Origin of the sequence: Serratia sp. JUb9, from assembly GCF_014298095.1 — a bacterium.
GTDB classification, from domain to species: Bacteria; Pseudomonadota; Gammaproteobacteria; order Enterobacterales; family Enterobacteriaceae; genus Serratia_B; species Serratia_B rhizosphaerae.
The window spans coordinates 1065458-1081335 of sequence record NZ_CP060416.1; the positions used below are offsets into that span (position 1 = coordinate 1065458).

The following is a 15878-nucleotide window of genomic DNA, read 5'->3' on the forward strand; positions in this document are numbered from 1 at the left end:
GTTACTGGCGATGGCCATTGTGGCGGCCATCAGTTTTTACATGCGCAGCTCGGCAGAGCATATCCCTGAACCCACCGCCGTAGTCAGCCGCGGCGATATCGAAAAAACCGTATTAGCGACCGGTATTTTGAAACCGTCGCTGCAGGTTAACGTCGGCGCACAGGTCAATGGTCAGCTGACCAAGCTGTATGTCAGTCAGGGGGACCGGGTGACCAAAGGTCAACTGCTGGCAGAGATTGATCCGACGCTGCAGGAAAATGAAGTTCGTAAATCGGAAGCACAGCTGCAAAGTGCGGTCGCGCAGAAACAGGCTTCAGAAGCGAGCTTGCTGCAGTATCAACTGGAGCTAAAACGTCAACGCCAGCTGGATCGCGATGGCGCCGGGGTGAAAAGCGATTTGGAAAAGGCGCAGGCGCAATACGCCACCCAGGTTGCCCAGGTGCGGATGAACGAAGCGCAAATCGTGCAAATGGAAATGGCGCTGGAGACGGCCAGGGCCAACCTGGGCTATACCCGCATTCTGGCGCCGATTGATGGTGAAGTGCTGGGTATTGTCACCAAAGAGGGGCAGACGATCGTATCGTCACAGAGCGCGCCAACGATTCTGGTGTTGGCGAATGCCGACACCATGACGGTGCATACCCGTATCTCAGAAACCGATATTTTGAAAGTACGTGTCGGACAACCGCTGTGGTTCTATGTCGTGGCCGATCCCAAACGCCGTTATGACAGCGTGATGGGCTCGGTGCAGGAGGCACCGAATGAAGCACTGCGGGAGGACAGTCCGGCCTCATCGTCCAGTCAGCAGCCGACGGCGGTGTACTACAACGGCGTATTTGCCATTGCCAACCTTGAGCGCCAGCTGCGTACGTCGATGACCGCGCAGGTATTTATCATCACCGACCAGGAGAAAGATGCGTTGCGGATCCCGTTGGCGGCACTCGGGCAGCCACAGGGAAAAGACCGTTATCAGGTACAGGTCCGGCGGGGCGCAACGCTTGAGCCGCGCACGATCGTCACCGGTATCAGCGACCGGCAGTTTATCGAGGTTAAAAGCGGGCTGAAAGACGGGGAAAAAGTGGTGCTGACGCAGATTGCAGGAGGGCAATAATGGCCGCCGCTGAACCTATCATTGCGTTAAACGACATTTCACGCCGTTTCTCTTCAGGCACTGAAACCGTAGCGGTGCTGAAAAATATCTCGCTGACGATTAACGCGGGAGAAATGGTGGCTATCGTCGGCGCCTCGGGATCCGGTAAGTCGACCCTGATGAATATCATTGGCTGCCTGGATAAACCTTCGTCGGGCGAAATGCGCATTAAATCGCTGTCGACACGGTCAGCGAGTGGTGAGCAGTTGGCACAGCTGCGCAGCCAGTATGTCGGCTTTATTTTCCAGCGTTATCACCTGATGCCCTATCTGAATGCCGCGGAAAATGTGGCTATTCCCGCGCTGTATACCGCAATGCCGACGAATCAACGTCAGGAACGGGCTGAGTACCTGTTGCAGCGGTTGGGATTGCCGCATCGTATGGCATACAAACCGGCCCAGCTTTCCGGTGGTCAGCAGCAGCGGGTCAGCGTTGCCCGGGCCCTGATGAACGGTGCTGAAATTATTTTGGCCGATGAGCCGACGGGAGCGTTGGACCGCGCCAGCGGTCAGGAACTGATGGGAATATTGCATTCGCTGCATCAGAGTGGCCATACCATCATCATCGTGACCCACGATCGCGACGTTGCCAGACAGGCGCAGCGCATTATTGAAATCAGCGACGGTGAAATTATTGACGACCGTCTGAATGATGGCGTCGCCCAGAGCGGGCAGCCTCAGGCTCTGCCTGTGGCGGCGGCCACCGGGCGCGCGCCCCTATGGCAAAGCGTACGCGAGGCCGTGCGTATGGCATGGCGTTCTTTGTTAGGCCATCGGGTGCGCGCTTTTTTATCGATGCTCGGCATTATTATCGGGATCTCATCGGTGGTATCCGCTATCGCCGTGGGAGAGGGCGCCCGACAGAGCATTCTGGAAAAGATCAGCCAATTGGGCACCAGTTCGTTAGAGATTCGTCCCGGCCTTGGCTGGGATAAGCCGCGTCCTGATTTCGAACGTTCGCTGACGATAGAGGACGTGGAGATGTTGGCAAAGCAGCCCTATATCGATGGTATTTCGCCGCTGATTAATAAATATATTCGCATTATTCGCGGCGGAAAGGAGGTGATGGTCTCGCTCTCCGGCATCAGCGGTGATTATTTTCATGTGCAGGGCGTGACGCTGGTCAGCGGCAATGCGTTAACCGAGCGTGATCTTGAAGAGCGCGAACCGGTGGTGGTCATCGATGCAGAGCTGGCAAAAACCCTGTTTCCGGATGGCGAACAACCGCTCGGCGCGATCGTACAAATCGGCGGGACGCCGTTTCGCGTGAGCGGCATCGCAACGAAAAAGGGCCCGTTTATGGGCGGACGACTCAATGCCTGGATGCCGTATACCTCGCTGCAGGTGCGTCTGGCGGGCGATGCGCCGTTGGAATCTATCTCACTGCGGGTGGCCGACGGTTATCCGTTGGCGCGTGCGCAAAAAGACGTGGAGCAGCAGTTGGAGGTGTTCCACGGCCGCCGCGACTTCTTTACCCAAAGCAATGACCAGATGACGCAGACCATTCAGCAGGCGTCTGATTCCATGCAGCTGTTGATCACCGCGATTGCCGGCATTTCTCTGCTGGTCGGCGGGGTTGGCGTAATGAATATCATGCTGGTGTCCGTTACCGAACGGACGCATGAAATCGGTATCCGCCTCTCGGTCGGCGCCCGTCCGGTGGACATTATGCGTCAGTTTTTAATTGAGGCGATGGTGATCTGCACGTTGGGGGGGATGGTCGGCATCGCCGGCGCGACGTTGGCGGGCGTTATTTTCTCCTGGTTCACCGATGAGTTCACGATGGTCTTCACCTGGCCGCCGATTGCGCTGGCCTGTGGATTTTCCGCGCTTATCGGGCTGGGATTTGGCTTTTTCCCCGCGCGTAATGCGGCGCGGCTTCACCCTACGGAGGCGCTGGCGCGCGAATGAGGCAGAAAATAATCGTGGTTCTGTTGAGCAGCTTGACGTTGTCCGGCTGTGGCGCGTTGGTAAAAAGCGAATATCAACAGCCAACGGTATCGGTTCCGGCGCAGTGGCGTACGGAGATTACCGGGCCGGCTTATTTGGCAAATAGCGAACATTGGTGGGATAGCTTCAACGATCCGCAGCTTTCGCAGCTGATAACCAACGTATTAAGCAGTAATAACGATCTGGCGCAAGCGTGCCTGCAGTTGCAGCAGGCACGCCTGGAAGCCGGGTTGAGCAAAACCAATCTGACGCCGGACGTGACGGTGAGCGGCGGCGCCAGCAACAGCCAAATGATGCGCGGCGGCAGTGCGAGTGAAGATTATCGCTCTTCACTGAACCTGAGCTATGAGCTGGATCTGTGGGGAAAACTGGCGCGTACGCGCGAGCAGGCCGGCTGGTTGGTGCAGGCTTCTGAACAGGATCGGCAAAACGTTGCGCTGACGCTGATTGGCAATACTGCTGACTATTATTGGCAGATTGCCAGGCTCAATCAGCAGCTTGAAGCGCAGCAAGCGATGATGACTAACGCACAGGAGACGCTCCGCCTGGTGCGCGCACGTCATGCCGCCGGCGCCGCCAGTCAAATTGAACTCCTGCAGGCGCGTCAATCGGTGAACGACAGGGAAAATCAACAGCGAAACCTGCAGCAGCAGCGCGAAGCGGCGCGCAATGCTCTGGCTATTTTATTCAATAACTCGCCAGACGTGCGTCAGCCGGAGCTGCGTGGGCTGGATATCAGCCAGGAGGTACCGATAGCAACGAGCGTGCCGCTGGCGGTAATCGGCCGCAGGCCGGATGTGCAGGGGGCAGAGAGGCGCTTGCGTGCCGCGCTGGCCGGCTCTGATGTAGCGCGGCTCAATTTTTATCCGTCGCTGTCGTTGACGGCTTCGCTGAGCGCCGGCAGCGCCATATTTCAGCAGTGGTTTAGTCAGCCGATCAGAACGCTGGGCAGCAGCGTCGCGTTGCCTTTCGTGCAGTGGAACACGATGAGGTTAACGGTAGAAAAAGCCCAACTTGATGTGCAGCAGCAGATCATTACGTTTCGTAGTGCGGTATATAACGCGCTTTCTGACGTGGATAACGCGATGGCGCAACGGTTGAGTTATCAGCAACAGAGGCAGCGCCTGCTGGAAAACTTACGGCTCAGCCAACAGCGGCTGACGTTGTCGGAGAGCCAATACCGCGCTGGTGCGGTGTCGTTCCAAACATTGATCGATGCACAGGATGCTCGCCTGAGCAGTGAAAACAGCCTGGCGGAAATGCAATACAACTACCTGAATGCCACGATGAAATTATGGCTGGCATTAGGGGGCGCAGTGGGTAAGGACGTAACGACAAAGGGAAATGCTCATGAATAACATGTCTTCGCCACGCCGGGTAGTGGTTACCGGCTACGGGGCGGTTACGCCGCTGGGAGAGAATGCGCAGCAGAGCTGGGCGGCAATAATGGATTACCGGTTAGGCTATCAATATCACGATCGGTCCGCTGCGGGGATTCAGTCGCGCTTCTTTGGACTGGTTGCGTCAGAACCTGATTTGAAGTCGGTACCGGCGGCGATTCGCCGCCGCTTGCCGCGCTTTGCGCGTTTGGCGCTTGGGGCGGCTAAAGAAGCCGTCGAGATGGCCTTTCAGGGCGCTGCGCCCGTCGATTCTTACGACCCGCTGGAGTGCGGCGCGATTATCGGCAGCGGCTGGGCCGGGCAGGATGAAAGTTACGACAATTTTGATATGTATCAGCGCAGCGGCTTGGGATCGCCATTTGCCTGTTTCCTTTCCATGCCGAACGTCGCGACTGCCGCCTGCAGTTTGCTGTGGGGGCTGCGCGGCTATCAGAATACGCCAATCGCCGCCTGTGCCACCGGTACTATTGCAATCGGTGATGCGTTTGAGGCGATTCGCCACGGGCGAGCATCCATGATGTTGGCAGGCGCGGGCGAATCGCTGCGCTCCGATCCGGCTGTGTGGGATATTGACGTATTGCGCGCTTTGGCGCGAGAACAACAGGATGCCGCCAAAGCCTGCTGCCCATTTAGTCTGGACCGCAACGGGTTTGTGCTGTCGGAAGGGGCGGCGGTGCTGTGCCTGGAAGAGCGTGATGCCGCACTGGCGCGTGGCGCCGTTATCCTCGGCGAGATAAAGGGTTACGGCAACTATTCCGATGCGTTTGATTTCACCGCGCCGGCCGACGATAAGGTCGCCAGGGTTAAAACTATCCAGCGGGCGTTGGTGCAGGCCGGTATTGGCGTGCATGACGTGGATTACATCAATGCGCACGGGACGTCGACGCCGCTGAACGATCTTAATGAGACCGAGGCAATTAAACTGGCCTTTGGCAAGGCGGCATATACCACGCCGCTATCGAGCACCAAGTCTTATTCCGGCCACCTTATCGCCGCCGCCGGTAGTTTTGAATCCATTATTTGCTTACAGGCGATGCAACATCAGCTGATGCCAGCGACCTGTAACCTGAAAAGTCCCGATCCGGCCTGCGATCTGGATTACATCAGCGAAGGCCACCGGGCGGCGAAGTTGCGCCACACGCTAAACCTGAGTTTTGGCTTTGGCGGCGCCAATGCCGCACTGGTGATCGGCAGAGGTAACGATGCGGTTTAACTATACGCGTAGCGATGCGGAGCAATGGGCGGCATTTTCCGGAGACTACAACCCGATACATTTTGACCTGCAATGGGCGCGTAAGATTGGCAGTGAGCGGCTGACGGTGCACGGCATGCGCGCCATGCTGGATATGAAGCAGGCTCTAAGCGAGGGGTTGCGGCCTGCATCGCCGGATGCGCATTTTTTCCGCTTTAGCGCCCGACTGCGACAGCCGGTACGCTGCGAACTTGATTATCGCCTGGACGTCGCCACCACGGAGCATCAGGCAAGCGGCAGACTGTTGGATGAGTGCAACGATGAGTGCTGTTTCAGCGCCAAATTGCTCCCTTCTGCGGCGTTTGACATCACTGACGCACCTCTTGTTCAGCGGCTGGAACGGCAGGAAGTTGAGATGCTTCGGCGGCGCTTTCCAGGAACTCCGGAGGCAGCGCTGTTGCAGTGGAGCTTTTTGGATGCTCTGTTGTTCCAACGCATCGTGTCGTCGACGGAGATCTTGTCGGCCATCAAAGAGCGATTGCCGACAATGCAGGCGCAGACGCTGATTGATGTTTTTGCCCAACTGTCGGTAGTACAGACACATCATGACGTGCATTTTCACGCCAGTTTGTTTATGCCCGGATCACTGGGCTGCGTTGAGAGCGTTTTGCACTACGCCATTTTGCCGCCGCTTATTGTCGGTGATGGCGACAGCGGATTGGTGGTGCAGATAGAAGTACAGTGCTGGACGCCGCAAGGCCCTCTGCTGGCAACTGCGGTAACGTTAAAAACGGCGAGTTATACGCAACGGTAAGATTGCATAAAAACATTGATAAATAAGGATTTAATCATGGAAAGATATCAACAAGTTTATGACACCCTGTGCGAGATGATTTGTGATGCCAAAGATCTGGATTCATCTCAGCTTTCCCCTGATATGCCGCTGCACCAGCTGAAGCTGGATAGCCTGGACTATGTCGAGATGATGGTGTTGGCGAAAAGGGAGTTTGGCGCTACGTTGAACGCGGAAATGTTTATTGAGCATCCCAATATGACGCTGGGCGAGCTGTGTCATGCTCTGGCCGAACAGAAAAAGTAAGCCGATGGATAACTGGGTGTTAGTGACCGGCGGAAGCCGGGGTATCGGCCGTGCGCTGGTGGAGGAACTGGCACAGCGCTGGAATATTGTTTTTACCTGGCGCAGCGGCGAGCTGGCCAGTAACGAGGTGGTTGCCGCCTGCACCGGCTTACCCGGTTGGGTGGTTGGTTATCAGTGTGACGGCAGTAAGCAAGACGATGTTGACCGCCTGGCGCCTGAATTGCTGGCCCGTTATGGTGCCCCCCATGCGGTTATTCATAATGCCGGCGTTACGTTAGACGGATTGCATATTCAGCAACATGGGGATACCTGGCGTCAGGTAATGGAAACCAATCTTAATGCGGTTTTCTACTGGAATAAGCATCTGTTGCCGGCAATGATATCGCAAGGGGAAGGCGCGCTGTTGCTGATGTCTTCGGTCAGTGCGATTAAAGGTAATGTAGGACAAACGGCCTACGGTGCCAGTAAGGCGGCAATGGTGGGGTTGGGGCGTTCCTTGGCTCAGGAACTGGGGCGCTTTGGCATTCGTGTCAATTGTCTGCTGCCGGGGATTATCGACAGCGATATGACGCGTAATATGCCGCCGGAAGCGTTAAAGGGGCTACGTAAACAAGTTCCGCTGCGGCGGCTGGGGACAGCACAGGAAGTCGCGAGCGTGACGGCGTTTATGATTGGTGAAGAGAGCCGTTATATGACGGGACAGGCGTTGGTGCTTGATGGAGGGCTAACCGCCTGACTGACGCGTTATCAGTATGACAACGACAGCTCAAAAGGAACAAGCTTGGCTTGTTCCTTTTTTTTATCCGAATTGGCTCGAATAGATACTATTGATGATACTAGTGCTTATTTTGATAAATATATCTGTGACATATTTAACCCTCGCCGTGGGATAAATAAGTATAGTGAATGTCATGTGGTGTTTATTCAGGTTTTTTTACCGTTCGTTCAGAATTTTCTCTGTTATTAGCGTAGGAATGCTATTTTTTATCGCCATTTTTTCTCTGACCTTATAGGAAAATCCGGGGAGCCGTTTTTATTGATATTGGTTTTTACGGGGTTCATATTTTCTCTATTTTATGTCGACTTTAAAATTCTCCATCTTTCGTTCGTTATGGGGAATATCAATCCTTTGATCCCGGTAGAAACATCCGCGTTAACAGGTCAATAATCACCCACCTCCAGGGGAGAGCTGTATGCGGCTGTTCCCTGAAAACAAATCCGCTATACTCGTCACAGGATTGAGGATCTATCCTTTTAGATGGAGTAACGGCTCCAAACATCAGTTGTGGACATAAAGAGGGAATTAATAAATCCACATTTCCTTTGTGAGAAACAATGAGGCACTATGAAAAACCGCAAACACCTAACCCCATCCGAAGTGGAGAAATTGCTTGAGGCAACACTGAGAGGTAAGAATCCAGAGCGAGATTACTGCTTGATTTGGATGTGTTTTATTCATGGGTGCCGCGTCAGTGAGATCAACAGTTGGCGGTTGTCAGACATCGATCTGGAAGGGGGGAATATTTATATTCATCGCTTAAAAAATGGTTTTTCAACCATTCATCCAGTATACGTGCGTGAAAGAAAATGTTTGCAGCGTTGGTTGGCGAAGAGGAAAACCTACCGTGGGGCAGACAGCGAATGGTTATTTCTTTCCAACCGTGGCTCCCGACTGTCTCGCCAGCGGATTTACTGGCTGATTAGAAATTATAGCCAGGCCGCAAATTTGGAAGTGAACGCACATCCTCATATGCTACGCCATGGCTGTGGATATGCATTAGCCGATCGTGGAATTGATACGCGCTTGATTCAGGATTATCTTGGCCATAGAAATATTCAGAACACCGTATTATATACGGCAAGTAACGCCGGGAGGTTTAAAGAAGTATGGTAACTAGCTAGTTACTAAATATTACTAATGAGTCATTTTGAACTAAATTGCAACATACTCTAAATTCGCCCCCAAATAATGTCAACACTCGTAATGACAGAATTGCATTTCCTGTGAAAAATCCTTTTTAAACATCGTGTTGTCTGCGATTTTTCCGTCGCCCATCACCTTGGGTGGGAAGGGAGTATTCTCGTAAAAATATAGAGAAAAATCCCAGCAAGATTTCCCACGCTTAACTCATTAGTTTAAAGTAACAAAGATTTGTGAGTTTTCAGTTTTATATTCTAAGATGTTCATTTTTATTGTTGTGATTTGGTTTTATAAACTAAACGAGTCATTTTAGTTCAAAATGAATCGTTTGGTTGGAAAAGTTAACACTGCCCAAACTTACGGCTGAGGTGGCTTCCGCGGTTCACGAACTAAATATCAAGGAATGGCGTAACGTTACGCCAGGAATATTCAAATGCATTTCAATGCATTATTTCTAAAGGAAAGGAAGTATGAAAAAGAATCTGCTCGCTGTTGCTGTGTTGGCCGCATCTGCGTTTTCCACCGCGGCTCTGGCTGCTGATGGTCAGGTTAACTTCACCGGCTCCATTACCGATGTAGCTTGTGAAATTGACGCGAACTCCAAGAATCAGACCGTTAACATGGGCAAGATTGCCACGACCGCGTTTGCTGGCGCAGGCTCCACTGACAAAGTCACCGCAGGTGACAGACGCTTTAGCCTGATTCTGAAAAACTGCCCAGCTTCTGTAACGGCGGCGACCGTACGCTTCGGCGGTAAAATGGTTCCGGGTGCTGACGGCGTACTGGCGCTGACCGATATGCCGGATATGGCTGAAGGCGTTGGCGTTCAGATCACTGACGAACACAATAACGTGATCAACCTGGGCCTGGATTCTGCAGTATTCCCTCTGGTTAGCACCGCTGACAACAAACTGAACTTTATGGCGAGCTACTACGCGCTGGCGAGCACGGTAACTCCTGGTTCTGCTAACGCTGTAGCACAGTTCACCATTGTCTATCAGTAAGGTTCTAACCGCCTGAGTTTGTTCAGGCGGCGTAAATCCAGCCAGGGTAGTTCAGGCTGCCCTGGTTGTTTTCTTCACGGTTTAACCAGGCAGGCAATACGAATGAAAGTTTGGCAGAGAGCGCTGGTCGCAGCGTTATTGATGACAATGGGTGCTCAGGCTCAGGCCGGTGTGATCATCGGTGGGACGCGCGTGGTATACGACGGTGGGAAAAAAGAATCTTCCCTGAGCATCAGTAATCCGGACAAGGTGCCGTATCTGGTTCAGTCCTGGATTGATGCTGGCGAAGACAACGCCGTTAAGGCACCGTTCGTTATTACTCCACCTTTATTCCGTCTGGACGATGGACAAAATAACATCCTGCGCATTGTGCGGGCTGGTGGTGCGTTGCCGGAAGATAAAGAGTCATTATATTGGGTCAATATTAAATCGATCCCTTCCGCACCGAAACAGGATAATACGCTGCAAATTGCGGTGAAAACACGTATCAAACTGATTTACCGGCCGAGAGGCCTGGAAGGAACGCTGAATGACGCCGCGCAGAAGGTGACATGGCAGCGTAATGGCAATGCCCTGCAGGTTTCCAATCCCTCGCCTTATTACCTTACTTTTTTTGACGTTAAGGTCAATGGCGTAGCAGTAAAAGACGCCACGATGGTTGCTCCGCGTTCTAGCGCGCGTTTCACCTTGCCGTCAGGTAATTCCGGCGGTGCATTGACTTGGAAAATTATTAATGACTTTGGTGGGGCCAGTAAAGCGTTCACGGCCAATTTATAAGGCACTTTGACCGTCTTTACATAAATATCCTTGGGCACAGGCAGTGCCGGGGAAGGACGCGACTGCCGGCGAGTCGGCATCGCTGAAAAATGGAGTTATAAGGATGAATAACCCGAAGCGTAGCAGCCCTCGAGGGTTCAGACAAACCCCGCTGGCTTGGTTGATCTCTTGCCAAGTAGCGATAGTGATGGGCTTTTCCGGCTTGGCGCAAGCACGTGACTACTTTAACCCTGCGCTATTGGAAATTGATAATCCTGACCAACGAGGTGTCGACCTTTCGGTGTTCGAAATGGGGGATACTCAGGCACCAGGAAAATATCGCGTAGATGTCTATGTTAACCGTGAAATGGTAGAGACCCGCGATATTGATTTCTTTCTGAGTCGAGACAGCCGCGGTCAGAATAGTTTGCAGCCATGCCTGGACAGTGAGCTGTTGGAAACCTTGGGGGTGCGTGTCGATGCTATTCCCGCCATAAAAACGGCTGGAAAATGCGTTAATATCGCGCAGGTGATTCCCCAGGCTTCATCTACGTTCCGTTTCGGCCAGCAGCGCCTGGAATTAAGTATTCCTCAGGCGGCCCTTAAGACGCAGGCTCGTGGTTACGTTTCACCCCAAAAATGGCATTCCGGCATACCGGCATTGCTCGCCAACTATAGTTTCAGCGGCGCTAACGATAAGGCGCGACGCGGTGATAGTCATAACAGCGACAGCTACTATCTGAATTTGCGCTCCGGGCTCAATCTAGGCGCTTGGCGTCTGCGTAATTACTCCACGTGGAATCGCGACAGCACCGGGGGGAGCCAGTGGCGTTCCATTAATACCTACCTACAGCGCGATATTATTGCGTTAAAAAGCCGTTTAACCCTCGGCGATAGCAGTTCGGCTAGCGATATCTTCGATAGCGTACCGTTCCGTGGTGCCCAGTTAGAGTCTGATGACGACATGCTGCCAGACAGCATGAAAGGCTATGCGCCAGTGGTGCGCGGCATTGCTAAAAGCAACGCGCAGATCACCATCCGGCAAAGCGGCTACGTGATTTATCAAAGCTATGTGCCGCCAGGACCATTTGAAATCAATGACCTCTATCCGACTTCGGGTAGTGGTGACCTGAAAGTCACGATCAAAGAAGCCGATGGCAGTGAACAGAATTTAACGGTGCCGTTTGCCTCGGTGCCGGTGCTGCAGCGTGAAGGGCGTTTCAAATACAGCATCGCCAGCGGTCAGTTCCGTTCTTATCTCGATAACGTAGATAAGCGGCCGTTCACCCAGGTGACAGGTATCTATGGTCTGCCGTGGGGGGCAACAATTTACGGTGGTATGCAAGCGGCCAGTAAATATCAGGCGTTAGCATTGGGTTGGGGGCAAAACCTGGGCTTGCTGGGGGCTCTTTCTGCCGATGTTACACAGGCTTGGACCAAGCCGGAACTACAACCAAAAGAGCATGGTCAGTCTTGGCGTCTGCGCTACGGCAAGAGCTTTGCTGAAACGGGCACCAGCTTCAGTTTGGCAAGTTACCGTTATTCGACCAGAGGTTTCTACACGATGCAGGAAACGTTGGAAACCTATACCAACGGAGCGTCGATCCGCTTCCCGCTGCATAAGAAGAGCCGCTCTGAGCTCACCATGAACCAGAACCTGTGGGAAGGTGCCGGGGCGCTGTCATTGAGTCTGATGAACGAAGAGTTCTGGAACGATAATCGCCGCAGCCAATCTGCCAGCATGGGTTATAACAACAGTTGGTCGGGTGTCAGTTACGGGTTGTATTACACCTACATAAAGAATGGTTACAACAGCGACGGTAATCGCACCAACAATGAAGACCATGTCGTAGCCTTTAACGTCAGCGTGCCGCTCAGCCGTTGGTTACCAAGTAGTAATGCGACCTATAGCGTTAACAGTAGTCGTAACGGTAAAACTTCGAACCGGATCGGGTTACATGGTTCGGCGCTGGAGGACAGAAACTTGAGCTATAGCTTGAGCCAGGGCTATACCAGCCAGGGGCAGGGTGCCAGCGGTAACGTCAACGTTGACTATCGTGGCGGGTTAGGTCAGATGAACGTGGGTTACGGCTATGACCGTGATACTCAGCGCCTGAGCTATGGCCTGCAGGGCGGTATCTTGCTGCATGAAAATGGTCTGACGCTGTCTCAGCCGCTGGGTGACACCATTGCGTTGGTCAAAGCACCAGGTGCGAAGGGTGTCCGTATACAAAACCAAACCGGTGTGACCACCGATTGGCGAGGTTACGCCGTGGTGCCTTATCAGTCGCCTTACCGCCGCAACAATATCAATCTGGATACCACAACGTTGCCGGACGATGTCGATATGACATTAACCAGCCAGTCGGTGGTGCCGACACGTGGTGCAGTCGTGCGTGCTGAGTTCAAAGCCAACGTGGGTCAGCGTGTGTTGATGACTCTATTACGTCAAGGTGGTGCTGCGGTGCCATTTGGTGCAACCGTCACCGATCTGCTTAATCCGGATAACAGCGCGGCTATCGTCGGCGATGGGGGCCAGGTGTACCTGTCTGGTCTGGCGGATAGCGGCAAGTTGAATGTGAAGTGGGGGAATGGGACTTCGCAGCAGTGTCTGGTGACCTATAGCTTGGGGGCTCAAGTGCAGAGCTCTACTATCCGTACGGTTAATGCTCAGTGTTTATAAGGTTATGGCTATGAAATTTAGTAATTTATTTAAAAGATTACCGCTTCTCACGACCTTCACCGTGGGGATATTTGCCGCACCGTCTCTGTTAGCAGCACCTGCTCCTGGAACTTGTGAGAATACCTCTGACGGGACAACAGAGTATCCGTTTTCATTTGATAGGAAATTCGACAGTCCGGATCAGAACGTTGGCGGACAATTCTTTAGAAATATCTATGAATGGAACTTAAATAAGTCTTATATCGCTAATTGCGGCTGTTCAAGAATGAGAGAGGCGTTTTTTACAGCCAAATCCACGCTGCCTGAAGATATCGGTGTTTCGGATGGTGAAAACCCAGGGTTACAGTATTTTAAGCTGAATGATTTTTTGTCAGTGGCAAGTGAGGTGTATATTGCCGGACGAGAAAGGTCATATTTCAAAGTTCCTTTTAATCAGATAGGGAATAAAAACTCACAGGCTGCTGATGAGGTGGCCTGTAATGCTACAAAAAACACCTATAAAAGTGGTTCTATCGGGAAAGTTCATATTTATTTCCGTCGTCCATTTGTTGGTACGCAAGTTATTCCTCCAACCCGGTTGCTGGAGGTTTATATGACATCTTCGCGGGATGCTATAAGTGCTCTGCCGGTATCATACGTGATGATGAGCGGCACCGTTACTGTCGATCAGCAATGTGTGCTTAACGGGCTAGGGGCTGGGCAGCCTATTAGCATAAACTTTGGTAATATTATGTCGACGGAGTTTAAGACCAAAGGGGCGATGCCAAAAGAATTTACCCCTCATCGAAAAGAGCTCCGCCTGGCATGTAATAACATTTCTGATGGCGTGAAAGTTAACCTTTCATTCCATGGCGAACCTGACCCCAATGTTTCTACGGCGTTGAAAACGGATAGTAACCCGGATGTTGCAGTTAGAATAGATGACCCTATGGGAAGTCCTATTTCTCCCGCAGGGGGGCGTTTACCTATAAATATGAATTTTGGTACTACGGAGCAAACAGGTAGTACTGAAATTACTGTTTATCCTATTAATACCACCGGTGAGTTACCTAAGGTCGGTGTGTTTAATTCATCGGCAACCATTAAAGTTAATATAGAGTAGTTTTTTTCTCTGGTTCTGGTGTTGTACTACAGCGTGTTTTATAAGGATATTACTAATGAAGGAACTCAAATTGAACGTAATTAAAGGTAGCATCGCGGCATTACTGACTGCAGCGTTGGGGATGAGCCATACTGCATTGGCGGATACCCAGTTAAATATTACCGGTACCATCAAGGCTTCACCGTGTAATGTGGTTAATGATACCGGCAACGGCATCTCGGTAAACTTGGGCGATAACATCCAGGCGGCGACGTTGGGGCAGGCGAATACTTTTACCGAGTGGAAACCTTTCAAACTGATTCTGGAAGACTGTCCGACAACCACCACATCCGTAACGGCAACCTTTAGCGGTACGCCATCGGATGAAAGTGCTGATTTGTATAAAAACACCGGTGAAGCGAGAAACGTGCAAATTGATTTGCAAGATGCTACCGGTGGTACCGGCTTGGGTAACGGCAAGAGTCTGAAGCAATCTATCGTGAGTAATGCCACGACTTACAACCTGCAGGCTCGTGCCTACTCTACTGCGGGTAGCGCAACGCCAGGTTCTATCGTGGGTACGGTAATGGTTGCCTTTACCTACGAGTAAGTGAAGCCTTACTCATAATAAAGCTCCCTCCAGAAATTCGGAGGGGCTTTATTAGATCGTTATACGGTGAGGTATATTAAATGGAATTAATGATGCTGTTCTCTTTCTTGCTTTTTCTATTTGTTAGCATATTTTCTTTTTATATGCATGCGAGATTTATGGCAAAAAGAACAATTCATTCAGTCAGGATGATTGTTAATAGCTAGTGCTATTCCCGTTGCATCTGTAAATGTGTAATAGATCGATCCCACAAGGAACAGGGAGAATTGCTATGACGGTAGCTCATTCTTATCAGCGGGAGAGTGCCCACTCACCTGGTACTAATGGAAAAAGCGGACAGGGCGTGATTGTGATGGAAGCCTGTCCGATGACGGCTCTTGGTATGCGTAATATTCTCGCGCAATCCTGTACGCAGCCAGAAAATATTAAACATGTTAATAACTTGGCTGCTATTCCTAATCTGATGCGTAGCCAGCCGACTTCATTGTTGATTATGGAGCTGTGCGGCGAGTCTGAATCCGTATTGGACGGGTTGCGCTTGATCTCTATGTGCCTGGAGCACTGGCCATCGACGGCGATTGTCGTTTGCACCGCGCTCGACGACCCGCGGGTATTGCAATTGCTCACGGTTTCAGGCGTAAAAGGATTGGTTTTAAAGCAGGAACCGGCCATTGCGTTGGCGCAGTGTGTCCAGCAGGTTTTGGCCGGGCGCCGTAGCTATAGCCATAAGGTACGCCAGCTTTTGGCTAACCAGTCCATTGGTGGTAAGGCTTTGACTGCGCGCGAACTGGATGTATTGGCGTACCTGTTCTCTGGTAAAAGCGTCACTGCCGCAGCATTGATGATGCATCGTGATGTACGCACCGTCAGTACGCATAAACGCAATGCCATGCTGAAGCTGGGGTTTCACAATGATGGTGAGCTCTTTCTGCAAGGGAAATGGATGGCGAAAACCGGCCCGGTGTTTGCCAACTGATTCCTGATTGGCGGGAATTATTTCTCGAATGGGTTATGCAAGTTATTGAGACAGGAG

Annotated in this window: 14 protein-coding genes; all 14 read left to right on the forward strand. The window is 52.0% G+C overall.

Going from position 1 to position 15878, the window contains the following annotated elements:
- Positions 1 to 40: 40 nt before the first annotated feature.
- The 14 genes from HF675_RS05070 to HF675_RS05135 all read left to right on the forward strand — a co-directional run bounded on the left by HF675_RS05070 (position 41) and on the right by HF675_RS05135 (position 15821).
- Complete coding sequence (locus HF675_RS05070; protein WP_370569840.1) at positions 41 to 1111, forward strand: efflux RND transporter periplasmic adaptor subunit; 1071 nt, start codon at positions 41 to 43, stop codon at positions 1109 to 1111.
- Positions 1111 to 3060: an ABC transporter permease gene (locus HF675_RS05075; RefSeq protein WP_187044195.1), complete on the forward strand. Its 1950-nt coding sequence runs from the start codon at positions 1111 to 1113 to the stop codon at positions 3058 to 3060. The genes HF675_RS05070 and HF675_RS05075 overlap by 1 nt, the downstream gene beginning before the upstream one ends.
- Entirely contained in the window at positions 3057 to 4457 is a 1401-nt protein-coding gene (locus tag HF675_RS05080) for an efflux transporter outer membrane subunit (RefSeq protein WP_187044196.1), read from the forward strand. Before HF675_RS05075 ends, HF675_RS05080 begins: the two co-directional genes overlap by 4 nt.
- Positions 4450 to 5712: a beta-ketoacyl synthase gene (locus HF675_RS05085; protein ID WP_105233503.1), complete on the forward strand. Its 1263-nt coding sequence runs from the start codon at positions 4450 to 4452 to the stop codon at positions 5710 to 5712. Before HF675_RS05080 ends, HF675_RS05085 begins: the two co-directional genes overlap by 8 nt.
- A complete protein-coding gene (locus tag HF675_RS05090) occupies positions 5702 to 6505 on the forward strand; it encodes a MaoC/PaaZ C-terminal domain-containing protein (RefSeq protein WP_187044197.1) in 804 nt (267 codons plus the stop codon). The genes HF675_RS05085 and HF675_RS05090 overlap by 11 nt, the downstream gene beginning before the upstream one ends.
- Positions 6506 to 6541: 36 nt before the next feature.
- Positions 6542 to 6790 carry an acyl carrier protein gene (locus HF675_RS05095; RefSeq protein WP_105232372.1) on the forward strand — a complete coding sequence of 83 codons (249 nt, stop codon included), beginning with the start codon at positions 6542 to 6544 and terminating at the stop codon, positions 6788 to 6790.
- A 4-nt stretch (positions 6791 to 6794) separates the two neighbouring features.
- Positions 6795 to 7526, forward strand: coding sequence for an SDR family NAD(P)-dependent oxidoreductase (locus HF675_RS05100; RefSeq protein WP_172606257.1), 732 nt, complete (start codon positions 6795 to 6797; stop codon positions 7524 to 7526).
- Positions 7527 to 8135: 609 nt separating this feature from the next.
- On the forward strand, positions 8136 to 8684 hold the full coding sequence (locus HF675_RS05105) for a tyrosine-type DNA invertase (RefSeq protein ID WP_105232371.1): 549 nt from the start codon (positions 8136 to 8138) through the stop codon (positions 8682 to 8684).
- A gap of 497 nt (positions 8685 to 9181) precedes the next feature.
- Positions 9182 to 9715 carry a fimbrial protein gene (locus HF675_RS05110; RefSeq protein WP_105232370.1) on the forward strand — a complete coding sequence of 178 codons (534 nt, stop codon included), beginning with the start codon at positions 9182 to 9184 and terminating at the stop codon, positions 9713 to 9715.
- 102 nt (positions 9716 to 9817) lie between these two features.
- A complete protein-coding gene (locus HF675_RS05115) occupies positions 9818 to 10492 on the forward strand; it encodes a molecular chaperone (protein WP_105232369.1) in 675 nt (224 codons plus the stop codon).
- Positions 10493 to 10595: 103 nt separating this feature from the next.
- Positions 10596 to 13154: a fimbria/pilus outer membrane usher protein gene (locus tag HF675_RS05120; RefSeq protein ID WP_111736542.1), complete on the forward strand. Its 2559-nt coding sequence runs from the start codon at positions 10596 to 10598 to the stop codon at positions 13152 to 13154.
- Positions 13155 to 13164: 10 nt separating this feature from the next.
- Entirely contained in the window at positions 13165 to 14256 is a 1092-nt protein-coding gene (locus HF675_RS05125) for a fimbrial protein (protein ID WP_187044198.1), read from the forward strand.
- 55 nt (positions 14257 to 14311) lie between these two features.
- Positions 14312 to 14845, forward strand: a complete 534-nt coding sequence (locus HF675_RS05130; RefSeq protein ID WP_105232366.1) for a fimbrial protein — start codon at positions 14312 to 14314, stop codon at positions 14843 to 14845.
- Positions 14846 to 15116: 271 nt separating this feature from the next.
- Positions 15117 to 15821 (forward strand): response regulator transcription factor, encoded by a 705-nt coding sequence (locus HF675_RS05135; protein WP_105232365.1) that lies wholly within the window; start codon positions 15117 to 15119, stop codon positions 15819 to 15821.
- Positions 15822 to 15878: the final 57 nt, after the last annotated feature.